General features: G+C 67.0%; 23 protein-coding genes. 7 read left to right on the forward strand and 16 right to left on the reverse strand.

Features of this window, described 5'->3' with window-relative positions:
* The first annotated feature begins 198 nt into the window (after positions 1–198).
* Entirely contained in the window at positions 199–2,595 is a 2,397-nt protein-coding gene (locus OC184_RS08765) for a glycogen/starch/alpha-glucan phosphorylase (RefSeq protein WP_378927004.1), read from the forward strand.
* Between the two features lie 34 nt (positions 2,596–2,629).
* Here the strand turns inward: OC184_RS08765 and OC184_RS08770 are convergent, their stop codons facing one another.
* Positions 2,630–3,994, reverse strand: a complete 1,365-nt coding sequence (locus OC184_RS08770) for an NCS1 family transporter (protein ID WP_265506826.1) — start codon at positions 3,992–3,994, stop codon at positions 2,630–2,632.
* Between the two features lie 33 nt (positions 3,995–4,027).
* Positions 4,028–4,720 (reverse strand): aspartate/glutamate racemase family protein, encoded by a 693-nt coding sequence (locus tag OC184_RS08775; RefSeq protein WP_265506827.1) that lies wholly within the window; start codon positions 4,718–4,720, stop codon positions 4,028–4,030.
* 129 nt (positions 4,721–4,849) lie between these two features.
* Here OC184_RS08775 and OC184_RS08780 point away from each other — a divergent pair, with 129 nt between their 5' ends.
* Entirely contained in the window at positions 4,850–5,521 is a 672-nt protein-coding gene (locus OC184_RS08780; RefSeq protein WP_265506828.1) for a GntR family transcriptional regulator, read from the forward strand.
* Here the strand turns inward: OC184_RS08780 and OC184_RS08785 are convergent.
* The 8 genes from OC184_RS08785 to OC184_RS08820 all read right to left on the reverse strand — a co-directional run bounded on the left by OC184_RS08785 (position 5,518) and on the right by OC184_RS08820 (position 12,819).
* On the reverse strand, positions 5,518–6,255 hold the full coding sequence (locus tag OC184_RS08785) for an ABC transporter permease (protein ID WP_265506829.1): 738 nt from the start codon (positions 6,253–6,255) through the stop codon (positions 5,518–5,520). The genes OC184_RS08780 and OC184_RS08785 overlap by 4 nt on opposite strands.
* Positions 6,252–7,187: an ABC transporter ATP-binding protein gene (locus tag OC184_RS08790; protein WP_265506848.1), complete on the reverse strand. Its 936-nt coding sequence runs from the start codon at positions 7,185–7,187 to the stop codon at positions 6,252–6,254. The genes OC184_RS08785 and OC184_RS08790 overlap by 4 nt, the downstream gene beginning before the upstream one ends.
* A 10-nt stretch (positions 7,188–7,197) precedes the next feature.
* Entirely contained in the window at positions 7,198–8,343 is a 1,146-nt protein-coding gene (locus OC184_RS08795; protein WP_265506830.1) for an ABC transporter permease, read from the reverse strand.
* On the reverse strand, positions 8,343–9,248 hold the full coding sequence (gene osmF / locus OC184_RS08800; RefSeq protein WP_265506831.1) for a glycine betaine ABC transporter substrate-binding protein OsmF: 906 nt from the start codon (positions 9,246–9,248) through the stop codon (positions 8,343–8,345). Before osmF ends, OC184_RS08795 begins: the two co-directional genes overlap by 1 nt.
* 105 nt (positions 9,249–9,353) lie before the next feature.
* Positions 9,354–10,670, reverse strand: coding sequence for a TRAP transporter large permease (locus OC184_RS08805; RefSeq protein WP_265506832.1), 1,317 nt, complete (start codon positions 10,668–10,670; stop codon positions 9,354–9,356).
* Positions 10,670–11,218: a TRAP transporter small permease subunit gene (locus tag OC184_RS08810; protein WP_265506833.1), complete on the reverse strand. Its 549-nt coding sequence runs from the start codon at positions 11,216–11,218 to the stop codon at positions 10,670–10,672. Before OC184_RS08810 ends, OC184_RS08805 begins: the two co-directional genes overlap by 1 nt.
* 51 nt (positions 11,219–11,269) lie before the next feature.
* Positions 11,270–12,292 carry a TRAP transporter substrate-binding protein gene (locus tag OC184_RS08815; protein WP_265506834.1) on the reverse strand — a complete coding sequence of 341 codons (1,023 nt, stop codon included), beginning with the start codon at positions 12,290–12,292 and terminating at the stop codon, positions 11,270–11,272.
* Positions 12,289–12,819 carry a gluconokinase gene (locus OC184_RS08820; protein ID WP_265506835.1) on the reverse strand — a complete coding sequence of 177 codons (531 nt, stop codon included), beginning with the start codon at positions 12,817–12,819 and terminating at the stop codon, positions 12,289–12,291. Before OC184_RS08820 ends, OC184_RS08815 begins: the two co-directional genes overlap by 4 nt.
* A gap of 93 nt (positions 12,820–12,912) precedes the next feature.
* Between OC184_RS08820 and OC184_RS08825 the strand changes: the two genes are divergently transcribed.
* Complete coding sequence (locus OC184_RS08825) at positions 12,913–13,932, forward strand: LacI family DNA-binding transcriptional regulator (RefSeq protein WP_265506836.1); 1,020 nt, start codon at positions 12,913–12,915, stop codon at positions 13,930–13,932.
* Here the strand turns inward: OC184_RS08825 and OC184_RS08830 are convergent.
* Together OC184_RS08830 and OC184_RS08835 are read right to left on the reverse strand one after the other, a co-directional pair.
* On the reverse strand, positions 13,929–14,504 hold the full coding sequence (locus OC184_RS08830) for a DUF1190 domain-containing protein (RefSeq protein WP_265506837.1): 576 nt from the start codon (positions 14,502–14,504) through the stop codon (positions 13,929–13,931). The genes OC184_RS08825 and OC184_RS08830 overlap by 4 nt on opposite strands.
* Before the next feature lie 19 nt (positions 14,505–14,523).
* Positions 14,524–15,750 (reverse strand): glutathionylspermidine synthase family protein, encoded by a 1,227-nt coding sequence (locus tag OC184_RS08835; RefSeq protein WP_265506838.1) that lies wholly within the window; start codon positions 15,748–15,750, stop codon positions 14,524–14,526.
* Positions 15,751–16,067: 317 nt separating this feature from the next.
* Here OC184_RS08835 and OC184_RS08840 point away from each other — a divergent pair, with 317 nt between their 5' ends.
* Positions 16,068–17,153, forward strand: a complete 1,086-nt coding sequence (locus OC184_RS08840) for a DUF475 domain-containing protein (RefSeq protein WP_265506839.1) — start codon at positions 16,068–16,070, stop codon at positions 17,151–17,153.
* A gap of 174 nt (positions 17,154–17,327) precedes the next feature.
* Here OC184_RS08840 and OC184_RS08845 read toward each other — a convergent pair whose 3' ends face one another.
* Positions 17,328–18,032, reverse strand: a complete 705-nt coding sequence (locus OC184_RS08845) for a hypothetical protein (protein ID WP_265506840.1) — start codon at positions 18,030–18,032, stop codon at positions 17,328–17,330.
* A 126-nt stretch (positions 18,033–18,158) separates the two neighbouring features.
* Between OC184_RS08845 and nadE the strand changes: the two genes are divergently transcribed.
* Complete coding sequence (gene nadE / locus OC184_RS08850) at positions 18,159–19,670, forward strand: NAD(+) synthase (RefSeq protein ID WP_265506841.1); 1,512 nt, start codon at positions 18,159–18,161, stop codon at positions 19,668–19,670.
* Positions 19,671–19,688: 18 nt separating this feature from the next.
* Here the strand turns inward: nadE and OC184_RS08855 are convergent, their stop codons facing one another.
* Entirely contained in the window at positions 19,689–21,863 is a 2,175-nt protein-coding gene (locus OC184_RS08855; protein ID WP_265506842.1) for an esterase-like activity of phytase family protein, read from the reverse strand.
* A gap of 305 nt (positions 21,864–22,168) precedes the next feature.
* Between OC184_RS08855 and OC184_RS08860 the strand changes: the two genes are divergently transcribed.
* Entirely contained in the window at positions 22,169–22,339 is a 171-nt protein-coding gene (locus OC184_RS08860) for a hypothetical protein (RefSeq protein ID WP_265506843.1), read from the forward strand.
* Here OC184_RS08860 and OC184_RS08865 read toward each other — a convergent pair.
* Positions 22,336–23,358, reverse strand: coding sequence for an acyltransferase family protein (locus OC184_RS08865; RefSeq protein WP_265506844.1), 1,023 nt, complete (start codon positions 23,356–23,358; stop codon positions 22,336–22,338). The genes OC184_RS08860 and OC184_RS08865 overlap by 4 nt on opposite strands.
* Before the next feature lie 210 nt (positions 23,359–23,568).
* Here OC184_RS08865 and OC184_RS08870 point away from each other — a divergent pair, with 210 nt between their 5' ends.
* Entirely contained in the window at positions 23,569–24,534 is a 966-nt protein-coding gene (locus tag OC184_RS08870) for a bile acid:sodium symporter family protein (protein ID WP_265506845.1), read from the forward strand.
* On the opposite strand, the gene OC184_RS08875 is transcribed toward OC184_RS08870, so the two are convergent.
* Positions 24,531–24,817: integrase core domain-containing protein (locus OC184_RS08875; protein ID WP_265506846.1), on the reverse strand; the 287-nt coding region annotated here is incomplete at its 5' end. The genes OC184_RS08870 and OC184_RS08875 overlap by 4 nt on opposite strands.

The following is a 24,817-nucleotide window of genomic DNA, read 5'->3' on the forward strand; positions in this document are numbered from 1 at the left end:
GCTGCCGCGATCTCAGGCCTTAATGCCACAACCGGAAGCTGACGTAGCGGCCTGCACCAATGTTTGACTTCCAAACGCCGTCGAAGGCTGGCAACAGGGCCGCCGTATCCGGTGGATTTTTCAAGGGCGGCGATACAGTCGCGTCAGGGGGCCCGTAACAGCGCCCCGCCGCCTTGCTGTCATGACGTTTTCCAGCCCATGAGGCCGACATTGACCCAAGCACCTTCGGCGCAGGACCTGCGCGAGAAAATCCTGTTCCACCTGACCCACACCCAGGGCCGGGGGCCAGAGTTCGCGACCGTCTTCGACTGGCGGCTGGCCGTCAGCTATACCGTGCGCGACCTGATGGTCGGTCCTTGGGTCGGTGCCATCCGCGCGGCAAGGGATCACGGCGCCAAGCGCGTCTATTACCTGTCGATGGAGTTCCTGATCGGCCGCATTCTGGGCGATGCGATCATCAACCTGCAGCTTGAACCCGCCATAGCCGAGGCGCTGACCCAGCTTGGCCTGGACGAGCAGGAGATCCTGGACAACGAACCCGACGCGGCGCTGGGCAACGGCGGCTTGGGCCGCCTGGCCGCCTGCTTCATGGAATCGCTGTCATCATTGCGCTGCCCCGCCTACGGCTATGGCATCCGCTATGAGCACGGCCTCTTCCGCCAGAGCTTCGAGAACGGCCAGCAGGTCGAACGCCCCGAGGACTGGCTGAACCAGCCGCACCCTTGGGAATTCGTGCGCATCGACTACAGCTATCGGATCGGCTTCAAGGGACAAGTGGAGACGGTCGACGGCCGTGCGGTCTGGCATCCGGGCGAAAGCGTCATCGCGCGGGCCTATGACACGCCGGTGATCGGCTGGGGCGGGGACTGGGCCAACAGCCTGCGCCTGTGGGGCGCGCATCCGACCACGCTTCTGGACCTGCCGCGCTTCAACGCGGGCGATTATGCCGCCGCCGCCGAACCCGAGGCGCTGGCCCGGACGCTGTCGCGGGTCCTCTATCCTGACGACACCACCGAATCCGGCAAAGAGCTGCGGCTGAAGCAGGAGTACTTCCTGACCTCGGCGGCGCTGCAGGACATCCTGCGCCGCTTCCTGGCCGAGCATGACGACCTCAGCCTGCTGCCGCAGAAGGTCGCGATCCAGCTGAACGACACGCACCCGGCCATCGCGGGACCCGAGCTGATCCGCCTGCTGATGGACGACCACGGCCTGCCGTTTGAGCGCGCCCGCGACCTGGCGCGCGCGACGCTGAACTATACCAACCACACCCTGCTGCCCGAGGCGTTGGAGCGGTGGTCTACCTGGCTGATGGGGCGCATCCTGCCGCGCCACATGCAGATCATCCAGATGATCGACGACGATCATCGCGATGCGACGGGCCGTCCGTCCCATGTCGGCATCGTCCACAACGACCAGGTGCACATGGGCGAACTGGCCTTCATCATGGCCGGTCGGGTGAACGGCGTCTCGGCGCTGCATACCGACCTGGTCAGGGACACGGTCTTTGCAGACCTGCACAAGCTGCATCCCGACCGGATCGTCAACCAGACGAACGGCGTCGCGCCCCGGCGCTGGCTGCGCATGTCGAACCCTTCGCTGACCCGCCTGCTGGACGACACCATCGGCAACGGCTGGACGGGCGATCTGGACCAGCTGCAGGGGCTTGAGGACCATGCCCAGGACGCGAGCTTCCGCGACAGCCTTCGCGCGGCCAAGCGCGCCAACAAGGTCTGGCTTTCGAACGGCCTGCTGACCAAGCTGGGTGTGAAGGCTGATCCGGACGCGATCTTCGATGTCCAGATCAAGCGCATGCACGAATACAAGCGCCAGCTGCTGAACATCCTCGAGGCGATCGCCCTGTGGCACCGCATCCACGACGATCCGAACGGCGGCTGGACGCCGCGCGTCAAGATCTTCGGCGGGAAGGCCGCGCCGGGATACTGGCTGGCGAAATCGGTGATCCACCTGATCAACGATGTGGCGGCGACGATCAACAGCGACCCGATCACCTCGGAATACCTGCAGATTGCCTATCCGCCGAACTACAACGTCTCGATGGCCGAGGACCTGATCCCCGCCGCCGACCTGTCCGAGCAGATCAGCACCGCCGGGAAAGAGGCGTCGGGCACCGGCAACATGAAGTTCACCATGAATGGCGCGCTGACCATCGGCACGCTGGACGGCGCCAATGTCGAGATCCGAGAGCTTGTCGGCTCCGAGAACTTCTTCCTGTTCGGCCTGACCGCCGAGGAGGCCGCGGCCGAGAAGGCCCGCCCCGGCCACGCACGCGCCGCCATCGAAGCCAGCGAGGATCTGCAGGTCGCGCTGCAGCTGATCGCCGAAGGGCGGTTCGGCCAGGCCGACAGCTATTACTCGCTGCTGGACCGGACCTGGAACGACGATCCGTTCCTGGTGGCGTCCGACTTCGACGCCTATTTCGCGATGCAGCGGCAGGTGGACCGTGCCTTTGCCGATCCCGCAAGCTGGGTCCGGATGGCAGCATTGAACATCGCGCGGTCAGGGTTCTTCTCGTCCGACCGGACGATCCGCGGCTATATGCGCGACATCTGGGATGTCCGGCCCGTCACGGCATAAGGCGGCGGCCCCCGCCTGCGCGGGGGCCGTCCGTTCATTCGCGGAAGCGGCGGGCGGCCGGCATGTACTGCATCAGCAGCCAGTAGCTGACGCCCGCCGGGATCAGGCTGGCATACCAACTGATGGCCGAGAACCACAGCGCGGCGACCACGCCGATGACTGTCGCGATCAGCGCGGCGGGGTTGACCCCGCGATAGGGGCCGTCGCTGTCGTAGAGATGATCCAGGTTCAGCGTCTGGCGGCGGATCACGTAATAGTCGACGACCAGGATCGCGAAGATCGGTCCCAGGAAGGCGCTGTATGTCTGGATGAAGATCCCGAGCCCCGCCGCCGATTCGTCGCGCACCAGCAGCCAGGGGAAGGTGGCGAAGGCCAGAAGGCCCACGATGACCGCGGCCGCCTTGAAGGGCAGCTTGAAGACGTCCATCATCGCATAGGCCGGCGGCACCACGTTGTTGAGGATGTTCGTCGTCACCTGCGCGAAAGCGATGAACAGCAGCGTGACGACCAACAGGATCTTGTTGTCGACGGCGCTGGCGAAGACGCGGATCGGGTCGACCTCTCCGGTGGCGCTGGACACCATCAGCCCGATCAGGCCCATGAACAGCGTCGCCGGCAGGATCGAGTTCGCATAGATCGCCACCTGTTTGCCCGGCCCGACACGGTGCTTCAGTTCGCGCGAGTAGTCCGACACGTTCAGCATCATCGTCGAATAGACGCCGAGGAACAGCATCGTCGCGCCCCAGAAGGGCGCGCCCCAGGTGCCCTCGGCCTGCAGAAGGTTGGTGCTGATCGCGTCGCCATAGCGCCCGATGACGCTGAAGAACATGTAGACCAGCGCGCCGATGATGAAGACGGCGCCGATGTTTTCCAGCCACTTGATGCCATGAAAGCCCAGCACCGACAGGCCGATCTGCAGGAACTGGAAGCCGATGAAGAAGACCCAGATGTTGGAATAGCCGAACATCGTCTCGCTGACGAGATTCAGCGCGCCTGCGCCGATCCAGCTCTGGAATCCGTACCAGACGATGGCGGGAACCGACCGCACCAGCGCCGGCAGGCGCGTGCCGCCGAAGCCATAGGCGGAGCGCGCCTGCACCATGAAGGGGATGCCGTATTTGTGCCCCGCGCGGCCGTTGATCATCAGCGCCACGCCGATGACCGTGCAGCCGATGGCGATGGCCAGCACCGTCTGCAGCAGGTTCAGCGTGCCGACCAGGCCCGATCCGACCGTGAAGGTGCCGATGCTGACGCAGCCGCCCAGCCAGGCGAACAGGTAGGACCAGGGGTCCATGATCCGCACATTCTGGGGGGCCAGCGATTCCTCGCCCATCTTCTTGTCGGCGGCGGCCCCTGCCGCCCCCGGCGCAAGGCCGGCCGTCGTCTCCGAATAGGTCATGTCAGACTCCCTGTCTGAAGGTGGCGGTGTTTCTTATTTTTGGTTGGGGGTCGCATAGGCCCCGATCTTGGAGGTCTTCAGCCCGGCGCCGACCAGCGCCTCGGCCAGCTTCGTGGCGACGGTCACACCGTCGATGACCGGGATGCCGGTCTCGGCGCTCAGCCATTCAGTCAGATCCGACATTCCGGCGCAGCCCAGAACCACCGCCTCGCAGCGGTCCTCCTCGATCGCGCGCAGGATTTCGGCACGAACCTGCTGTCGTGCATTCGATCCGGGCTCTTCCAGCGCCAAAACGGGAATCGCGGCCGAGCGGACGCGGCGGCACTGGTGGTCCAGCCCGTACTTCCGCACCAGTTCCTCGATCACGGGGACGGACCGGGGCAGGGTGGTGACGATGGAGAATGACGTGGCGATCATGCTGGCGGCCTTCACGGCGGCTTCGCAGATGCCGATGACCGGGCCGGTCGCGACCTCGCGGCAGGCGCCGATGGCAGGGTCGTCGAAGCAGGCGACGACGATGGCGTCGGCGTCGCGGGCCGCCTGCACTTCCCGCAAAAGGTGGGCGGCCGACATGACCTCGTCGAAATGACCCTCGATGCTGGCGGGGGCGCCGTGGGCGGTGCGGCCTTCGACCTCGGTGTCGGGGGCTGCGACCGCGCGTGCCGAGGCGACGATCTTGTCGGTCATCGACCGGGTCGAGTTGGGGTTGATGACGACCAGTTTCATCCGCTTCTCCATAACGTGAGTCGCGACATTGGTAACATGGATTGTTAACAATCCAATTCTTTATTTCCTGCAAAAATTATGGGCCAGATCGCGTTGCGAAGGCCCGATCAAGGTGCAATTGAGAAAGACATGGACAAGCCCTTGGAAGCCCTGATCGTCGACAGCATCCTTGACGCCATCGCCGACCAGCGGCTGGCGGCGGGGACCAAGCTGGGTGAACAGGCCCTGTCCGAGATCTTCGGCTGCAATCGGCTGCATGTCCGTCGCGCGCTGTCGATGCTGACGGGTTGGCAGGTGGTCGATCATCTGCCCAATCGCGGCGCCTATGTGGCGACGCCCACCCCGCAGGATGCGCGCGACGTCTTTCAGGCCCGCCGCGCCATCGAGACCACGATCTGCCGCAACGCCGTGCGGCAGGCGACGCCTGCAGACATCGCGGCCCTGCGCGCCCACCTGGCCGAGGAAGACGCGGCGCGCGGACACGAGAACCGCCCTGTGGCGATCCGGCTTTCCAGGGGGTTCCATATCCTGCTGGCGCGGATCGGCCGCAATTCTGTCCTGGCCCGTTATCTTGACGAGTTGACGATGCGATCCTCGCTGATCATCGGGCTTTATGGCACTGGCCATGCGACGCTGTGTGCCGAGGACGAACATGCCCGCATCACCGACGCGATCGCCCGCCGGGACGAGGCCGGGGCGCTGGCGCTGCTGGACGACCACCTGCGCCATATCGAGGCGGGGATACGTTTCGACGATGCGGCCCCGGCGACCGGCGCGCTGTCGGCGGCGCTGCGGCGCTAGCGGTTCAGGCCGGTTCGGGCCGCAGCCATCCGTTCAAGCGTCTGGAAGCCTTCGTGCAGCAGCACGGCGATAATGCCGACCACCATACCACCCTGCAGGACGAAGGCGGTGTTCGATGACAGGAGACCCGCGATGATCACCTCGCCCAAGGTCTTGGCCGCGACGGTCGAACCGATGGTCGCGGTCCCCAGAGAGATCACCGCCGTCAGCCGCATGCCGCCCAGGATCACCGGCAGGGCCAGCGGCAGGTCGACTTGCGTCAGGCGCTGCCTTGGCGTCAGGCCCATGCCGCGCGCGGCTTCCGCCACCTGCGGCGGCTGGCCGGTCAGACCCGCCAGAGCATTCTCAAAAACCGGCAGCAGCCCATAGAGGAACAGTGCCACCAGCGTCGGCCCAGCCCCAAACCCCATGATCGGCACGGCCAGCGCCAGAACCGCGACCGGCGGGAAGGTCTGCCCGACCGCCGTGACGGTGCGGGCCAAGGGCAGGAACTCGCGCCCCGCCGGCCGCGTCACCAGTACCGCCAGCACCAGCGCGATCACGGTCGAAGCCACGACCGCCATCCCCACCAGCGCCAGGTGCGACAGCGTCAGCGACCACAGCGGCGTCTGGGTATAGATCGCCGGCGCGTTGTTGCGCGTGAAGGGCTGGAAGAGCCAGGCAAAGCTGGTGGGCGTCAGCAGGAAGGCCAGCAGGAACAGGACGGCCGCGCCCAGCAGCACGCGTCCGATCATTCGGCCGCCCGCGCCGTCGGCGCCGCATGAGCCTGAAGCGCCGCCAGGGTGACGATGCCCCCGCCCTCGACCGGGACGGCGGATCGCCCGGACCAGAGGCATTCGGCCAACGCCTCGCGCAGGCTGGCATCGCGGGCGATGGGGGCGCCGGGAGCTTCGCCCTCGGTCGCGATGGCATGGGCGGGGGTCAGCGACAGCAGGTGGAAGGGACGTTCCCGCATCCCGATCAGGTCGCGCACGAAGGGTGTGGCGGGGGCGGTCAGGATTTCCGACGGCGGCCCGTACTGGACCAGACGGCCCTTGTCCATCACCGCGATGCGGTCGCCCAGGGTCACGGCCTCTTCCATGTCGTGGGTCACCAGGATCAGCGTCGTTCCCAGCTGGCGCTGGATGTGGCGCAAGTCGTCCTGCGCCTTGGCGCGGATCACCGGGTCCAACGCGCCGAAGGGTTCGTCCATCAGCAGAAGGTCGGGCTTGGCCGCCAGCGCCCGGGCGACGCCGACGCGCTGCTGCTGGCCGCCAGACAGTTCGTGCGGCATGCGGTCGCGGAAGGCGTCGGGGTCCAGCTGGAACAGGTTCAAAAGCTCATCCACGCGGTCGCGGATCTGGTCCGCGCTCCAGCCCAGCAGGCGCGGCACCGTGGCGATGTTCTGCGCCACCGTGCGGTGCGGAAAAAGCCCGTGCCCCTGGATCGCATAGCCGATGCGGCGGCGCAGCAAATATCCGGGCAGGCTGTGCGAATCCTCTCCGTCGATCAGGACCTGGCCGCTGGTCGGTTCGACCAGCCGGTTGATCATGCGCAGAAGCGTGGTCTTGCCAGACCCCGAGGTGCCGACGAGGGCGGCGATCTGCCCGGATTCGACCGTGAAGCTGACATCTTCCACGGCGACTGCGCCGTCATAGCGCTTGGTCAGGTTGCGGATTTCGATCATGTCCGACATCTCAGGCTCCTTTGGGGCGGCGCGACGTCGCCTCGACCAGCAAATCCAGCGCGATGCCCGCCACCAGGGCCAGGGCAATGGTGGGCAGCGCCCCCAGAAGAACAAGATCCATGGCCGTCTGGTTCAACCCCTGAAACACGAAAGTGCCGAAACCGCCGCCGCCGATCAAGCCTGCGATGACCGCCAGGCCGATGTTCTGCACCAGTACGATCCGGACCGCCGCCAGCAGCACCGGCAGGGCCAGCGGCACCAGGACCGAGGACAGGACCTGCACGCGCGTCAGGCCGAGGCCGGTCGCGGCCTCTCGGGTCGCGGGATTCACGCCGTTCAGGCCGGTCAGCGTGTTCGACACCACCGGCAGCAGGGAATAGAGAAACAGCGCCACCAGCGCGGGAAAGACGCCGATCCCGGCCACGCCCGCCTGGGCCGCGCCGGGCACGTTCGCCGCGATCCAGCCAAAGATCGGGATCATGATCCCGAACAGCGCCAGCGACGGCACCGTCTGCAGGATGTTCAGCACCGACAGGACCGGCCTCCGCAGCCCCCGCGCCTGATAGAGCGCGACGCCAAGCGGCAGCCCCACCAGAAGCGCCAGCCCGAGCGATCCGAAGGCCAGCAGCAGATGCGCCCGCGCCTCTCTCAGGAAGATGTCGCGGCGTGCCTCGTATTCGCGCATGACGGAAATGCCGTCGACGATGCCAGATGCGAGGGCTGCGACGACCAGACCGATGGCCAGCCCCAGAAGCAGCCAGCGCATCGCCAGGCTGGGCCGAAGCCGGGTGATGGCGTCGGCCAACATCAGCGCAAAAGCCAGCGTCGCCAGCCAGAACCCAGTGGCGGGCGACACCCGCGCCAGCGTGTTGTCGGGGGGCGTCAGGTGACCCGCCGAGGCGCCGAGCGCCAGCACCAGCGCCACAAGGGCCGCCAGCGCCGCCGCCAGCCGCCAGCCCGCGCCGATTCGCCAGCACCCACCGACCAGCACCGCCGCCAGCACCACGGCCAGCGGCAGGCCCCAGGGCAGGGCGGACCACAGCGCCACGCCCTCGCCCAGGACGATGCGGTTCGGCTTGAACTGCACCAGCGGCAGGGCCAGCCCAGCCAGCCCGATCAGCGCGAAGAGCAGCCCCGGCCGGTCCAGCCGCCCCATCAGTCGATGAAGCCGGCCGAGGTCAGGTGATCGCGGGCGACGGTCGCGGCGGGTTCGCCGCCGATCTGGATGCGGCCGTTCAGTTCCTGCAGGGTTTCAAGGTCGAGGGATTCGAAGATTGGCGCCAGCACATCGCGGATCTGGGGATGCGCCTCCAGCACTTCGGAACGGACGATGGGGGCGGGCTGATAGACCGGCTGGACACCCTTGTCATCCTCCATCACCACGAGGCCCGCGGGCGCGATGCCGCCGTCGGTGCCATAGACCATCGCCGCGTTCACGCCCGAGGTCTGCTGCGCCGCCGCCGCAATGGTCGCGGCCGTGTCTCCGCCCGACAGCTGCACCAGCTGGTCAGGGCTCATCGTGAAGCCATAGGTTTCCTGGAACGCCGGCAGCGCCGCGGCCGAGGTCACGAACTCGGTCGAGGCCGCCAGCTTCACGTCGCCGCCGCCGGCGATCCATTCGCCGAAATCGGTCATGGTGGTCAGGTCGTTCTCCTCGGCCACGTCCTGGCGGACGGCGATGGCCCAAGTGTTGTTCGCGGGCGCGGGCTGCAGCCAGACGATGTCGTTCTGTTCCTTGTCCAACTCAGCCACGCGTTCGTAGCCGGCCTGCGCGTCCTTCCAGACGTCGCTGTCGGCCTCGTTGAAGAAGAAGGCGCCGTTGGCGGTGTATTCCGGATAGATGTCGATCTGCCCCGAGGTGATCGCGTCGCGCATGATCGGCGTGCCGCCCAGTTGCAGGCGGTCCTGCACCGGCAGGCCCGCATCCTGCAGCGCGATCAGCATCATGTTGCCCAGAAGCCCCCCTTCGGTGTCGATCTTCGAGGACACGGTGATGTCCTGCGCCGATGCCGCGGCGCCCAGTCCGATCAGCATGGCGGCAAGGGGGGCGATGGCTTTCATGGTGATCTCTCCTGTCCCGTGGCGGGGGCATGTGCCTTTGCCCGGCTGTCGCACACAGCCGGAGTCAAAGGACGAAATGCGCCAGGTCGCGCCTTGGTTCCCGCGTCAATAGAGGGCGATGCCCGGGAAGACGATCAGCAGCGCGACCGCAAGGACCTGCAGCCCGATGAAGGGCAGCAGCGCGCGGAAGATCTCGCCGAGGGAAATCTCGGGCGGGGTCACCGACTTCAGGTAGAAGGCGGCCGGGCCGAAGGGCGGCGACAGGAAGCTGACCTGCATGTTCATCGCGAACAGCACCCCGAACCACACGGGGTCATAGCCCAGGCTGACGATGATCGGCACGAAGATCGGCATGGTCAGCAGCGCTATGCCGACCCAATCAAGGAACATGCCCAGGACGAACAGGATCGCCATCATGAAGAGGATGATGACCGTCGGGTTCTCGCTGATGCCGGTGATCAACTCGGACACGAAGTCGATGCCGCCCATCAGGTTGAAGACGCCGACCAGGGCGGATGCGCCGATGCCGATCCAGACGATCATGCCCACGGTCTGCAGCGTCTGCATGGCCGCGCCGCGCAGCAGGCCCCATGTGAATTCGCCTCGCAGCACGGTCGAGATCAGCACGCCCGCCACGCCCACGGCGCTGGCCTCGGTGACCGAGGCGATGCCGCCATAGATCGAGCCCAGCACCAAGATCACCACCAGGATCGGCAGGAACAGCCCCTTCAGCAGGCGGATCTTTTCAGCCCGGGGGGTGGGATCGGTGACGGCCGGGGGGACGTCGCCCGGCGTCAGCCAGGCTCGGGCCAGGACGTAGCCGACATAGAGCAGCGCCAGCATGAAGCCCGGAATGAAGGCCGCCGTGAACAGGTCGCCGATCGAGACGTTGGCGGTCAGGCCATAGATGATCAGCACGATCGAGGGCGGCACCATGGTCCCCAGGCTGCCCCCCGCGCAGACGACGCCGATGGCCAGCTTGCGGTCATAGCCCTGCGCCAGCATCTGCGGCAGGGCGATCAGGCCCAGCAGCACGACCTCTCCGCCGATGATGCCTGACATGGCGGCCAGGATCACGGCCACGAAGATCGTCTGCACCGCCACGCCGCCGCGGATGCGGCCGCCGATCAGGCGCATCGCCTCGAAAAGATCACGCGCGATGCCGCTGCGGTCCAGGATCGCGGCCATCAGCACGAACATCGGCACCGACACGAAGACGAAGCTGGAGACGAAGGAATAGACGCGGCTGGTGATCAGCGGCACGACGTTCGGCCCGAACCAGCCAAGCGCGAAGATCAGCGTCACCAGCAGCGTGACGAAGGCCAGCGGGATGCCCGTGACCAGAAGACCCAGCAGCAGCGCGAACAGCAGGCCGGTCCCGGCCTCGATGCCCAGGGACTGCAGCGATCCGAAGAACTCCATCAGCGGACCCCCTTGCGGGCATAGTTGATCGTCAGGATCACGAACTGCAGCGCCATGATCGCCAGCGCGACCATCAGGAGGATCTTCAGGACGCCCGGATAGGCCGGGTTCCAGGCCGATCCCGAAGTTTCCAGGTGGAAGCTGCCGTCGGGGCGCCAAGCGGCGCGCTTGACCATCTGCCAGGCCGCCCAGGCAAAGGCTGCAGCCGAAACCCCGCAGATGGCCGAGATCAGGATGTCAGCCACCCGCCGCGCCGCCGGCGGCAGGACGTCATAGACCAGCACCACGCGGATGTGCCTGTCACGCGCCGTGCACAGAAGCCCGCCATAGACGAACGAGATCGCGCAGAGGAACACGGTCGTCTCGTGCGCCCAGATGGTCGGGCGGCCGAACGCATAGCGCAGCACGACCTCCTGGATCAGGATCAGCATGGCGATGACCAGCCCCATCGCGGGGATGATCGCTGCCCGGTCGATCCAGCGCCCGAGGGCGCCCGACTGGGGCACGGCCTCGTGCTCTTCTCTCGGGACGGCTTCCGAGGTTTCCATGCGCTCTCCTCCCGCTGGTGGGGCCGGGCGCGCGTGGCGCCCGACCGGCCGTTACTGGACCAGGCCCTTGTCGGTCAAATAGGCCGTCAGCGTGTCATAGACCCGCTGAGCGGCCGGCGACTGGCCGGCGACCTTTTCCCATTCGCCTTGGGCGATGGCGCGGAACTTGGCGCGTTCCTCGTCGGGCCAGTCGTGGACGGTGATCTGCCCGCTCGCCTCGGCCTCTGCCACGGCGGCGGCGTCGGCCTCGGCCAGGGCGGCGGTCTGGGTCTGGGCGAAGTCCTTGACCGACTGCGTCAGGACCTGCTGCAGATCCTGGGGCAGCGCGTCCCACTTGTCCTTGTTCATCGAGATTTCCACCAGCGGCAGCGAATGGAACCCCGGATAGACCGGATGCGGCGCGATTTCGTTCAGGCCCTGCGCCTGGTTGGTCGAAAAGACGCTGTAATCGGCCGCGTCGATCACCTTCTTGTCCAGCGAGGTGAAGACCTCTGACCCCGGCAGGTTCACGGGCGCGGCACCGGCGGCCGCGAAGACCGACTGGACCAGACCTTCAGGGGCGCGGATCTTGACGCCCTGCAGGTCGTCCACGCCGTCCAGCGGCACGGCGCTGACCAGCGCCTCAAGGCCCGGCGTGGTGGCGCCGATGAACTGCAGGCCATAGGGGTTCATGATCTCGTTCAGCAGCTCCTTGCCGCCGCCGTTCTCGACGAAGTCCAGCATCTGCTGGGGGTCGGACCAGGCGCCGACCGGGTTGCCCATCAGGCCGAAGGCAGGGTCCTTGCCTGCGAAATAGGACAGGTCGGTCACGTGACCGTCCAGGATCCCGGTGGCGATGGCGTCCTGCGTTTCGTTGTGCGCGACGATGGATTCGACCGGAAGCAGGTCGATCTTTATCCGGCCGCCGGACTTTTCGGCCACGTCCTCGGCCCAGCCCTGCTGCAGCACGAAGTTCGGGTTACCCGCGGGGTCCGAAGACTGGAAACGGAAGCTGTGTTCCTGCGCAAGTCCCGGTGCGGCCAGCGCCATGACGGCGGTCGCGGCCAGCAGGGTGCGGCGGGTCATATGTGTCATTCGGTTTCTCCTCCTGTGGTTTTCGCTTGCGGCGCAAGGGTGTCGGCCGCGATGTCGATGATGGCCGGCAGGGGCAGGGCGACATCGATCCACAGCGCCCCCTCGGCCGCCGGATCGGGCGGCTGCAGCGCGGCCAACTGGCTGTCGATCAGGCTGATCGGCATGTAGTGGTCCTGCCTTGCGATCATCCGCGCCTCGATCAGGGCGCGGTCGCCATGCAGGAAGACGATGTCCAGCGCACCGGCGCCGGCCCTCAACCGGTCGCGATGCGCCAGCCCCAACGCCGAACAGGCCAGCACCGCCCGCTGCGGCGCATTGCGAACCGCATCCGCCAGCCGGTCCAGCCAGCCCCAGCGCATGTCGTCGGTCAGCGGCTGGCCCGCGCGCATCCGCGCGACGCTGCTGGCGTCGTGATACTGGTCCGCCTCAATGAAGCTGCCGCCGATGCAACTGGCCAGCCCGCGGGCCACCGACGATTTCCCGGTGCCGCAGATGCCCATGACCAGAATCGGCCGCAAGATGGTCATTCGGTCGTCCTCCCTGCCTCAAGCATGAATGACAGCGCTGTCATGCGTCAACCCCTTTTCCTTGCCTCTTGAATGGGCGTAATCTTCCAGATCATGAACGATAAGCCCAGGATCACCTTGTCCGAGGTCGCGCTGGCCGCCGATGTCAGCCCTATCACGGTGTCGCGCGCATTGCGCAATCCCGACAAGGTCTCGGCCGAGGCGCGGGCTCGGATCGACCGGGCGATCCGCGAACTGGGCTATGTGCCGAACCCGGCGGCGCGGGCGCTGGCGTCGGGGCGGACGGACGTGATCGGCGTGGTCATCCCGTCGGTCAGCAACAACGTCTTTGCCGATGTGATGCGCGGCATCTACGAGGGGCTCGAGGGCAGCAGCCTGGGCGTCCAACTGGGCACCACGCGCTATTCGCCGATGACCGAGGAACAGCTGATCCGGGTCTTCCTGTCGCAGCGGCCGGCCGGACTGATCGTGGCCGGGCACGACCAGTCGCCCGCCGCACGCGCGCTGCTGTCCGCGGCGGCCTGCCCGGTCGTCCAGATCATGGAGGTCGGGCCGCCGCCGATCGACCTGGCGGTCGGCCTGTCTCATTATCACGGTGCGCGGGCGGGGGTCGAACACCTGTTGGCGCAAGGCTATCGCGCACCGGCCTTCCTGGGGGCGCAGATGGACCCGCGGAGCCAGCGCCGGCTGGCAGGCTTTCGCGACGGCCTGGCCGCGGCCGGGCAGGCGGACGACCCCGTAGTCACCACGCCCGAGCCGTCCTCGGTCAGCCTGGGCTGCCGGCTGTTCGCGGACCTGCTGGCGCGGCGCCCGCAGACAGATGCAGTGCTTTGCAACAACGACGATCTGGCGATCGGCGTCCTCTTCGAGGCGCAGCGGCGCAACATCCGCGTGGGCGCCGAGCTGGGCATCTGCGGCTTCAACGACCACGAGATGATGTCGGCGGCCGAGCCTGCGCTGACCTCGGTGGCGACTGACCGGCTGTCGATGGGGCGGCAGGCGGTTCGGATGGTCCGTGACCGGCTGACCGGCGGCGGTGCGCCGCGCGGTCATGCGCTGGACCTGGGCTTCCGGCTGATGCCGCGCGCCAGCACCGCGCGCGGGCGTGTCTAGCCGCCGAAGCTGCGGCTGCCGCCGAACCCGCCGCGAGAGGTCGCGGTGGCGCGCGACATGGGCGCCTGACCAGCCGTCGCGGCCGGTCGGGCAAAGTTCTGCGCGCTCATCTGCGCGCGGCCTGCGTTGCTGCCGAAGTTGGTGGTGCGCGCAGCGTTGGTAAAGCCGCCCTGGGCGTTGCGGTAAAGCGGCTGCGCAGCGGCCATTCCGCCGCCGGCGCGGCCCAGCATGTTGCCGATCAGGTAGCCCGCCAGAAGCGGCATGAAGATGCTGCCGGACCCGCCGTCCTCGACCACCTGGTCCTCGGACCCGCAGGCGTCTTCGCCATGCTGCTCCTCGCAGACGGCCAGGCTGTCGTATCGTGGCGCGGCCTCGACATGCAGTTCTTCGGCCTGCGCGAAGGCCTGGTCGCATTCGGCCGGCGTGAACAGGCCCTGCTGTTCGGCTGCGGACCGGCAGCTGGCCAGGTCCGGAAAGGCCTGTGCCTCGACCTGCTCCTCGCGGCAGCCGGCGACGGTGAAGGCGGCAGCGCCGAGGATGGTCAGCGCGACGGTTCTGGAACGTGTCCTCATGGATCCTCCTTAGCGCGAATCACTCCGCGATGAAATGCGGCTTGAAGCGCGACAGGTCCTGCGTGATGCGGCCCCGGTCTTCGCGGATGCCCAGGCCCACGCAGGCCTGCCCCACGATCCAGGCGCCCATGACCGGGCGGAAGCCGTCGAAGACCGGCAGCGGATGATAGGCCTGCACGATCCGAGGATGCCGGTCGTATTCCGTGTTGGGCGAGGTCTCGGTCACCTCGCCATCCTCGACGATGCTGATCGACGCCCCCTCGCGCGAGAAGATCGGCTTCACCACATGCGCCTTGCGGAACTGGTCGGCGACGCGGCCGAAGGCATCGGCCACCGCCGGCACCGGCCGCCCGCCCGCCACCAGCGCATCCGCGACCTCGTCGGCGAAGAAGGCCGGCAGCAGGTTCGGGTGCCCCTCGAACATCTGCCACAGCACGGGCAGCAGGCCCTTGTTCGACACGACGGCCTTCCAGGCGGGTTCCAGGAACATGCAGCCCGACCCTGCGATGTGGCGCGCATAGTCGTCAGCCAGCAGATCCTCCCATGGATAGAGCTTGAAGAGCGTGCCGATCACCCGGTCCTCGGCATCGAGGAACTGCCCCTCCCGGCTGACGCCGAGCTTCGCGAGGTCGCTGAAATGCGCCCCCAGCCCGGCCTCGCGGGCGGCCCAGGCCATCTGCTCGACCGTCGCATAATCCTCGGGATTGTCGGCGACGGCGGTGAAGTGGATGTCGGTCTTGGGCGCGAACAGCTCTTTGAAGCGCTCGACCAACGCCTCGTGGATGCCGTTGAACTGGTCCGCCCCCTGGGGCAGGACGCCCGCGGCCATTTGATCTTCAAGCCACTGCCACTGGAAGGCGGCGCTTTCGTAAAGCGAGGTCGGAGTGTCGGCGTTGTATTCCAAGAGCTTCGCAGGCCCGCTGCCGTCATAGGCCAGGTCCATGCGACCATAGATCTCGGGCTCGTTGCGCGCCCAGCAGTCGGCGATGAGGTCGAAATGCGCTGGCGGAATGCCCATCCGCTCCATCAGCGCCTCCTCGCGGACGATGCGGTCCACGGCCTCTCGCGTCATTGCATGAAGCTCTGTCGCGGGGTCCTCCAGGTCACGCTCGACCTGGGTCAGCGTCAGGCGATAGGCCGACGATTCGTCCCAATAGGGCTCGCCGTGCATGTTGGCGAAGCTGAAGCCCTGATCCGCTGCCTTGGCGGCCAGATCGGGGCGTTCCGGCAGGTTGATCTTTTCCATGGCGAAGACATAGGCGCCCGGCCCGCCGGACGCCAGTGGCGCCGAGACTGGAAAGCGGTGCCTTGACGCCCCGTGGGCGCGCGGTAGGTGGCGGAGACGGGGTCGCCGGGGGCGGTGCGCACGTTGCATCAGCCTGCACGAACCGCCGCCCACGGATGGTTCCCGTGCCTGCGGCCTTGCAGATTCGGGCGCCGGCTTGTTAGATACCTGCGGCGCTTCGGCGCAGTCGAGCGGTGACCGGGCCCCTCTGGCGGAAGTGGCGGCGCTTTCGCGATGTCGGCACCTGTTCCTTTCCAGCCGCCTGGACCAATCCAATCATGACACAGCAAACTCCTCCCCTCGGGGGCGGCGCGTCCGGACGGTCGATCCTGTCCTATATGAAATGGGCGCTCGTCGTCACCGTCCTGGGCCTGGTGCTGGGCGCCGCCCTTGGCTGGCAGACCACTGGCACATTCGGCGGGATGATGTCGATCCTGTTCATCTGCGCGGTGCTGGCCGTGCTGGAAATCTCGCTGTCCTTCGACAATGCGATCGTGAACGCCAACAAGCTCAAGGAGATGCGGCCGGAATGGCAGCACCGCTTCCTGACCTGGGGGATCCTGATCGCGGTGTTCGGCATGCGGATCGTCTTTCCGCTGCTGATCGTGGTGGTCGCGGCAGGCATCGGACCCTGGCAGGCGCTGGTGCTGGCCGCCAGCCAGCCCGAGGAATACGCCCGCATCATGCATGACGCGCATCTGCCGATCGCGGCCTTCGGCGGGACGTTCCTGATGATGGTGGGGCTCTCCTTCTTCTTCGACCATGAAAAGGACGTCCACTGGGTCCACTGGCTGGAACGCCACATGGCCAAATACGCCACCATCCGCGGCGTCGAGGTCGCGGTCGTGCTGATGTTCGTGATCGGCTTCTCGCGCCTGCTGGAAGGGACCGAGCGCACCGTCTTCTTCAGCGCGGCGATCTGGGGCCTGATGACCTTCCTGCTGGTCGAGGTGCTGGGCGGCCTTCTGGACAGCACGCAAGAGACCCTGCACGGGGCCGCGCGGGGCGGGCTGGGGGCGTTCCTCTATCTCGAGGTGCTGGACGCGTCCTTCAGCTTCGACGGGGTGATCGGGGCCTTCGCGCTGAGCCAGAACCTGTTCGTGATCGCCATCGGTCTGGGCATCGGCGCGATGTATGTGCGCTCGATGACGATCATGCTGGTGGAAAACGGCACGCTGGCCGAATACCGGTTCCTTGAGCACGGCGCCTTCTATGCCATCATCGCGCTGTCGGTGGTGATGTTCGCGCAGTCGCTGGTGCACATCCCCGAGGTCATCACCGGTTTGGGCGGCGCGGCGCTGATCGGCGTCTCGCTCTGGTCATCCATCCGCTGGAACCGGGCAGAGGCCCTTCACGCCTCCTAAATGATCTTCGGGGGCGCCCGCCGCCCCCGGGTTCCTGACGGTGATATCAGTGAACCGTTCTCATGGCGCCGTGCCGAATGATCCGGCATCGGCGCCCCCAAGGTCGGTCACGTCGAAAGACTTGCGCCGCTGCTGCGCTGCGTCGCGCTTGGAGCAAGGGGTAGTGCAGCGACTTCAGCCGTTGCCGTCGCTTCCGCCCTCTCCGCCGCTGTCGCCGCCATCGCTGTCGCCACCGTCGCTTCCGCCACCGCTTCCGGCGCTGTCGGATCCGCCGGCATCGCCGCCGTCAGCGCCGCTGCCGTCCGCGCCCGAGGCGTCTCCGCCCGTGTCGCCGTCCGCGCCCGAGCCTTCGCCGCCCGTGTCGCCGTCATCCGTCCCGGTGCCGCCGTCGTCCATGCCGGAATCCTCGGCGCCGTCGGCAGCGTCCGGCGCGCCCGCATCTCCGTCCGCCGTGGCGTTCATGCCCATCTGGTCGCCGGCCGAAGATCCTTCGGGCGCCTCCCGCGTCTCGACGCCATCCACCGAGACCAGCCGCCCGTTGGCGGTGCTGTAGACAAGCTCGATCGGCGTCACGCCGCGAACCGCCGTCACCGTCAGGATCGGCCCCTCGCGGCTGATGACCACGTCGCTGTAGCCCTGAGAGATCAGCGTCTGGGCGATCGTGGTGTTGTTCTCGATGCTGTCGAGCCGCGGGTAATCACTTTCGAGGACATAGCCCACCGACGGTTGCGCCTCGAGCGCGTCGTCCGGCACGATGACAGTGTTGCCCTGTGGCGTGTCGAGCGTGGTCGTCTGCGCCATCGCGGTCGTGGCCAGCAACGCGCTGGCCGTCACGACCCGGCCGCCAGCCATCAGGGTCTTGATCGAAGAGGTGAGCATCTCGGTTTCTCCCATGAAGATCGCATGTGAACGCTGAAGGCCCGGGTTCAGGTTCCTCGGCGCGGGGCCGGGAACATTTGCGGCCGTGGCCCAGTTCCGGACACCAATATCTGCCGCGGAGGACCCATGTCGTACGATGAAATCATGAACCTGTCCCGCCAGAAGGCCGCGGGCGGCCTGGACCCCTGGTTCGACACCCGGTTGCGGGGGCAGATCGAGCAAGGTCTGTTCCTGCCGGCGGACCAGCTTGAGGACGTGCACCGCCGGCTTGTCGGCAAGCTGAGCGACTATCGCCAGCAGGGCGGCGTGGGCACCGCGGTGCTCGGCATGTCGGGTGGAGTGGATTCGGCGCTGACGGCCGCCTTGTTCAAGGAGGCCGGGTGGCGTGTCGTCGGTTACACCTTGCCGATCCACCAGAACCCCGAGGAGACCGAGCGCGGCGTCGAGGCTTGCGAGGCCCTGGGGTTGGAGCATGTCCATATCGACCTGACGGCCGAGTACGAGGCGATGGTCGCTGCGCTGGCGGGGCTGGACCCGGACCTTGCGCAGTCGGACGAGGCTGCCGCCCGGACGCGTCGCGGCAACCTGCGGGCGCGGCTGCGGATGGTCACGCTCTATGACCAGGCGCATCGCCACGGCGGGATCGTCGCCAGCACCGACAACTATTCCGAACTGGGGGCGGGCTTCTGGACGCTGCACGGCGACGTTGGCGACCTTGCTCCCGTCCAGGGCCTGTTGAAGTCGTGGGAGATCCCGTGGATGGCCCGCGCCGCCGGGGTGCCTGAGAAGACCTGGCGCGCCAAGCCGACCGACGGGCTTGGGATCGGGGCCGGTGACGAGGCGCAGATCGGCGCGACCTATCTGGAATGGGACATCATGGTCTTTGCGCTGTCGCAGGCGCTGGAACGAAACCCCCGGCTGGATGTCGACGGGATCGCCGACGCGCTGGACATCGACCCCGGCAGCCACCCGGCCAAGGTGATGCAGGCGGTCCTCTATCGCCTTCGCACCACCTGGCACAAGCGGGTGAACCCGATCAGCTTCGACAACCCGCTGTCGGAACGCTTCCCCGTTCTGGACCGGATCGACGAGGACCTGTTCCGGCCCCAAGTGCTGGTCCGGAACGAGGCCCGGCTGGATTTCCCGGTCGACCTGCAGGCGGCGGCCTCGGACCTGTCGCAAGCGCTACGTCAGCGCGACTTGCGGCTGGTCACCGCGGAATCCTGCACGGGCGGGCTTCTGTCGGCCAGCCTTGCAGCAGTGCCCGGCAGCGGCTCCAGCCTTGAAGGGAGCATCGTGACCTATGGGACGACGATGAAGACGTCGGCCCTGGGGGTGTCGCAGGAAGTTATCGACGAACGTACGGTCTATGACCCCGAGGTGGCGCGGCAGATGGCGACCGGTGCGCTGGAGGCCGCGCCGAAAGCGGATCTGGCGCTGTCGATCACCGGTGTCGCGGGGCCTGACAACGACCAGGGCAAGCCCGCCGGCTATGTCTGCATCGGCGTCTGTCGCCGTGGCAAGGCGCCGGTCGCGAAAGAATTCAACTTCGACGGCGGCCCGCAGGCCGTGCTGGCGGCCACCATGGCGGCGGCACTGCAGCTGGGCCTGTCGGAACTGGAGGCCGATGGCGCATAGCCACCGGCCCCGGCCGGGTCACTCGGCCATGGTGCCGATCGACCAGAACAGCGTCTCGCCCGAGCTGTCGTCGACGCCGTCGTTGTCGGTGACCAGCCAGCCCATACCAGCGGCGTCGATGGCAAAGCCCTCGACCTTGTCCTGGACATAGCCGTTCAGGACGCGCAGGTCCGGGATCAGGTCGCGGACCTCCTCCTTGGCGACCAGGGGCAGATCCTGGTCCAGCGCCACGGGGACCATGTCGGACAGCGCGACGCGATAGAGCTTCTTGGTCGTGGCGGCCTGTCCCACCTGGTTGTCGCGCTCGATCAGCCAAGCCCAGTCACCGTGGATCGCGATTTCTGAAAGACCCATCCAGCCCTGCGGCGCGTCATCCAGCGGATAGGCGACGGCGCCCCATGTCTCGGCTTCGGTGTCATAGGCCAGAAGCTTGACCCGGCCTTTGGGATCGGACCCCCATTCGCGCTGGACCGCGGTCCACAGCAGGTTGTCCTGCCGCGCGATGCCCTCGAACCCGAAGCGGCTCTCGCCCTGCAGAAGCTCTGCAGGCAGGGCGATTTCGTCGGTGATTTCTCCGTCAGGATCCACATGATAGATGGCGTGCGCGATCAGGCGGTCGCTGCGTCCTTCGGATGCCAGCCAGAAGCCGCCTTCGCCGTCGCTGGTGATGCCTTCCAGATCCAGCTTCTGCGCCGGATCGCCGTTGCGGGTCACCACGGTCTTGGCGGTGATGCGGGCGGGCGTCTGGGTGGCGTCGATAGTCAGGATCGACGGCTGGTTGCCGTAAAAGCTGTCGGTGATCGCGTAAAGCTGTCCCTCGGCCTCTCCGGCGGCAAGCCCCGACAGCGCGCCCCAGCCGATCAGATCATCGGCGCCTTCCGAGGTCAGCATGGGATAAGCTGCGGGATCGTTGCCGCCCTGGAAGACCATGACATGGGCGCGGGCGCCGCCATCTTCGACCAGGTCGGCCTCGTTGGCGGTGATCAGCAGGTTGCGCGACGGGATGGCGGCCATGCCTTCGGGGCTAATGCCCGAGGGCAGCAATTGCGTCAGGCGCGGAGCGGTCAGGTCGGTTGCGTCATAGACGCCGATGATCGATCCGCGCTCCGAGGCGACGAAGATGTAGCGGGTGTCGTCGAAGGTCGCGACCTCGATGCTTTCTGGCTCGACGCCCTTCGCATCCGAGCGCTTGTCGGGGTAATGGCCGATCTGGACCAGCGCGTGTTCGAAGCTGGTGCCGGAATCGTAAACCACGTTCCCCTGCCGGTCGAAGATCGACCAGCCGCGGGTGCCGCCCTGGTAATCCCCTTCGTTCGCGGTGGCGATGTGATCGTCGTCGATCCATTTCACCCCGTCTGGTTCGCGCGGCACGTCGGTCAGGCTGTCGGTGAAGACCAGAGCGCCGTCGTCCTTTGCGTCGATCCCGTCCAGCGAAACGGTCCCGGCGCTGAAGTGCGACGCGACGGTGCCGTCGGCGCCGACGATGACGAGGTGGTTGTTTTCCTGCAGGGTAACGACGATCTCGCCACGGTCGTTGATGTCGACGAACTCGGGTTCTGGGTCCTCGGCGGCGATCTCGGCCAGGCCGGTCATCTCGATCCGCTGCATGCTGGCGCAGTCGACGCGGCCGTCCTGCACCGGCAGCTTGACGACGAAGCCTGCCGGCATCTGCGGCAGGGCGCCGTCGTTCAGGTCCTCGTCCCGCTCGTTCTCGATGGCGATGGCCAGGAAGCTGCCGTCGGGCGCGCGGGCCACCGAATCCGGCTGGCCGCCCAGGTCGCAGGACTGCAGAACCTCGTGGCTGTCGAGGTCGACGACCCGCAGCTGCCCCGACGGATCAGTATAGGATTGGGACGTGTTCACGCCGGCGAAGACTCGATCGCCGATGATGACGGCGGTGGTGGGCTCGCCCTCCATCGCAACATTGCCAAGGGGTTTTGGTGCGGCCGGATCGGTGATGTCGACGAAGCCCAGAACGCCCAGGGGACTGTCGGAATAGACCAGCGTGTTGCCATCTTCTGAGGCCGAGATGATCTCGGCCGAGGATGTGCGGTTGCGGTCCTGGTCCGCGGCCATGTTGTCGGGGGTGGCGAAGGACGCGATGCGGTTGAACGTGGTCTCGGCCAGCGCGGGCACGGCGGCCGCAAGCGCCAAGGCCGAAGTCAAAATGGCGGTTTTGTGCAAGGTTTTCATCCCTGTGGTCATTTTCAGCTGCCGCGTCCCTGCCGCAGGAAGGTGACGGGCCGATGACAGGGGCATGGCCGTTCCGTGACGGCATCGACTGCGGCGCGCAGGTGAACCCCGACTGTATCCGGTCGCAAATGGAGGTGCGGTCATCATGGGCGTCGGCCAAGCCCTGAGCATGCAGATCACCTTTCAGGACAGGCGGGCGCAGCAGGACAACATTGATACCTACCTGATCCCGCGGATGGGGACCGCACCGCGCCAGATCAACGTGCATCTGGTCTCCTCGGGCGGATACAACCAGCCGATGGTCGGTGTCGGCGATCCCGGCCATCGAGGAGGCCGAAGAGGCGGGCGAGGGAGGCAATGAGATCCTCGATGCCCGCGCCCTTCCGGGCGAGGTACCGGCCCTCGAGGACGACGGCGACACCGCCGCCTGCGAGGCGCGCCTGCGCGAGGTGCTGGTCGGGCTGATCCGCGACTAGGTCGCCATCGCGCGGGTCGAGAACATCGGATTGCCCGGCAGGCCGCGCAGCAGGCCGGCCGCCGCAACCGATGCCAGAAGCGTGGCCGCGAACATGATCGCCAGGATGCCCAGGCCCGGCACCGTCCCGGCCAGCGGGCGCAGCAGCATGAAGCAGGCTGCGACGAAGAACTGGTGCAGCAGGAAGATCTCGAGCGAGCGGCGGCCGAGGAATGCCGCGGCCTCGGCGGCCTGGGGCAGGCGGGCCAGCAGGAACTGCAGCATGTGGATCGCCGCCAGTGTGGCCGGGATCGCAAGCGCCAGGCGATGATAGCTGCGGAACGTCTCGGCGTTCAGATAGAGCAGATAGCAGCCGGCCCAGATCAGGATCGCGACGACGAAGGTCGTCCAGTGGCCGCGCCGGGGCTGCTTCAACTGCTGCGCGAAGACGAAGCCCAGGGCAAAGAACATGAACCCGCGGATCCCCAGGTTCCAGGCCGTCAGGTGCAGGCCCGGCGGCAGGTCCATGCGCCCCAATGTCTCGATGATCAACGCCGACAGCAGGGCGGCGGCGGCGATGGTGACCGTCTTGCCCGCCGGCCGCAGGATCATGCAGAACGTGCCCAGAAGCGCGATGGCATAGATGAACCACATGTTCCCGACCGGATCGAGCAGCATGAGGTTCAGCCGCGTCGGCAGGTTCCCGTCGAGCCAGGGATAGAGCGGCACGCCTAGATACATCACTGCAAGCTGCAACCAACCCCAGACCAGCGCGATCCACAGCGTCCAGCCAAGGCGGCGCCCGACGAACCACCGCCAGCCGCGCTGCGCAGGGCCGGAGAAGACGATCCCCGAGCAGATGAGAAAGGCCGGGATGCGGACAAGACCGATCAGGTCGTCGACATTGTCGACCAGGTTGTGGAAGTCTGTTCCTGCCTGCCGCAGCAGTGTCGTGACGGCCAGGCGGCAATGGTGCAGAACGACCAGGGTGACGGTCACTCCGCGCAATGCGTCGATCCAGATCTCGCGGTTCTTTGACAAAGGCACCCCCTTGCAGGTCCGTTTTCAGATCCGGCCCGCCATGTCCACCCTTTGATAACGATTTCGTGTGGCAATCTGGTGTCATAGGCGAATGGGGAGGCAGCCGGGCGTCCCGCTGCCCGCTTGGAAGGCTTGCGCCGGACCATCGCCGCGACTATGGCCGCGGCTGAAACAGCCACGCGACACGATCGTGCAGGAAGGAACGTCACCATGAAGGCCTTGGGCGCATTTTCACGTTTCATCGGCAATACATTTGCCATCTGGGTCCTGCTGTTCGCGGTCCTGGGCTTTCTTCTGCCGGACGTGTTCCGCCAGCTGACACCCTGGATCGTGACGCTGCTGGGGGTGATCATGTTCGGGATGGGCCTGACCATCTCGACCAGGGACTTTGCCGAGGTCCTGCGCCGGCCCTTTGACGTGGGCCTGGGGGTCGTGTCGCAGTTCGTGATCATGCCGCTGCTGGCCTTCGCCTTGACCCGCATCATCCCGATGCCGCCAGAGGTCGCGGCCGGGGTTATCCTGGTCGGCTGCTGCCCCGGTGGCACCTCCTCGAACGTGATGACCTACCTAGCCAAGGGCGACACGGCGCTGTCGGTCGCCTGCACCAGCGTGACGACGCTGCTGGCGCCGGTCGTGACGCCCTTCCTGGTGCTGATGCTGGCCAGCGAATTCCTGCCCGTCGATGCTTGGGCGATGTTCCAGTCCATCGTCAAGATGGTCCTGTTGCCGCTGGCCCTGGGCTTTGCCGCGCAGCGGCTGGTCCCCGGCTTCGTGCGCGCGGCCATTCCGGCCCTGCCGCTGGTCAGCGTGACCGGAATCGTGCTGATCGTCGCGGCGGTGGTGGGCGCGTCCAAGGGCGCCATCGCGCAGTCGGGAATGATGATCTTCGCCGTGGTGCTGCTGCACAACGGGCTGGGTTACCTGATCGGCTTTGCTGCCGCGCGGCTGGCGGGCCTGGACCTTGCCCGCCGCAAGGCCATCGCGATCGAGGTGGGCATGCAGAACTCGGGCCTGGCGGCGGCGCTGGCGACGGCCTATTTCTCGCCGCTTGCGGCGGTGCCGGCGGCGATCTTCAGCGTGTGGCACAACATCTCGGGCGCGGTGGCGGCCAGCGTGATGTCGCGGATGACCGATGACGGGGCCGCCCCCGTCCCGGCACCGCGCCCCGGCGCCTAGATGTTCAGTCCCGGCATCTGGTGGATCGGGTTTAGGATGAATCTGTCGGGCTGGGATGTCCAGATCTTGCAGATGAATTTGTAAGACGTGAGGGCCAGCCATGGTCCGCCATCGGTCCAAGGACCATGGCTGGCGAGGGTCTTGAGGCGGCGGGCGAAGTTATAGGCGGGCATGAAGTCCGCGAGATGGGTGCGGAGCTGATCGTGGCTATCGTAGTGGAAGCGTTTGACGGTCGCGTCCTTGATCGTGCGGTTCATCCGCTCGACCTGCCCGTTTGTCGGGA

The organism is Paracoccus rhizosphaerae (assembly GCF_026162645.1).
Taxonomy (GTDB): Bacteria; Pseudomonadota; Alphaproteobacteria; order Rhodobacterales; family Rhodobacteraceae; genus Paracoccus; species Paracoccus rhizosphaerae.

Coding starts and splice junctions, on each gene's coding strand:
- OC184_RS08790 (WP_265506848.1), bottom strand. CDS start 7,187: ATGATCGAAATCCGCAACCTGACCAAGCGCTATGACGGCGCAGTCGCC.
- OC184_RS08785 (WP_265506829.1), bottom strand. CDS start 6,255: ATGATCGGACGCGTGCTGCTGGGCGCGGCCGTCCTGTTCCTGCTGGCC.
- OC184_RS08830 (WP_265506837.1), bottom strand. CDS start 14,504: ATGAGGACACGTTCCAGAACCGTCGCGCTGACCATCCTCGGCGCTGCC.
- OC184_RS08815 (WP_265506834.1), bottom strand. CDS start 12,292: ATGACACATATGACCCGCCGCACCCTGCTGGCCGCGACCGCCGTCATG.
- OC184_RS08835 (WP_265506838.1), bottom strand. CDS start 15,750: ATGGAAAAGATCAACCTGCCGGAACGCCCCGATCTGGCCGCCAAGGCA.
- OC184_RS08825 (WP_265506836.1), top strand. CDS start 12,913: ATGAACGATAAGCCCAGGATCACCTTGTCCGAGGTCGCGCTGGCCGCC.
- OC184_RS08795 (WP_265506830.1), bottom strand. CDS start 8,343: ATGGGGCGGCTGGACCGGCCGGGGCTGCTCTTCGCGCTGATCGGGCTG.
- OC184_RS08855 (WP_265506842.1), bottom strand. CDS start 21,863: ATGAAAACCTTGCACAAAACCGCCATTTTGACTTCGGCCTTGGCGCTT.
- OC184_RS08870 (WP_265506845.1), top strand. CDS start 23,569: ATGAAGGCCTTGGGCGCATTTTCACGTTTCATCGGCAATACATTTGCC.
- OC184_RS08820 (WP_265506835.1), bottom strand. CDS start 12,819: ATGACCATCTTGCGGCCGATTCTGGTCATGGGCATCTGCGGCACCGGG.
- OC184_RS08840 (WP_265506839.1), top strand. CDS start 16,068: ATGACACAGCAAACTCCTCCCCTCGGGGGCGGCGCGTCCGGACGGTCG.
- OC184_RS08845 (WP_265506840.1), bottom strand. CDS start 18,032: ATGCTCACCTCTTCGATCAAGACCCTGATGGCTGGCGGCCGGGTCGTG.
- OC184_RS08805 (WP_265506832.1), bottom strand. CDS start 10,670: ATGGAGTTCTTCGGATCGCTGCAGTCCCTGGGCATCGAGGCCGGGACC.
- OC184_RS08810 (WP_265506833.1), bottom strand. CDS start 11,218: ATGGAAACCTCGGAAGCCGTCCCGAGAGAAGAGCACGAGGCCGTGCCC.
- nadE (WP_265506841.1), top strand. CDS start 18,159: ATGTCGTACGATGAAATCATGAACCTGTCCCGCCAGAAGGCCGCGGGC.
- OC184_RS08775 (WP_265506827.1), bottom strand. CDS start 4,720: ATGAAACTGGTCGTCATCAACCCCAACTCGACCCGGTCGATGACCGAC.
- OC184_RS08765 (WP_378927004.1), top strand. CDS start 199: ATGAGGCCGACATTGACCCAAGCACCTTCGGCGCAGGACCTGCGCGAG.
- OC184_RS08780 (WP_265506828.1), top strand. CDS start 4,850: ATGGACAAGCCCTTGGAAGCCCTGATCGTCGACAGCATCCTTGACGCC.
- OC184_RS08770 (WP_265506826.1), bottom strand. CDS start 3,994: ATGACCTATTCGGAGACGACGGCCGGCCTTGCGCCGGGGGCGGCAGGG.
- osmF (WP_265506831.1), bottom strand. CDS start 9,248: ATGAAAGCCATCGCCCCCCTTGCCGCCATGCTGATCGGACTGGGCGCC.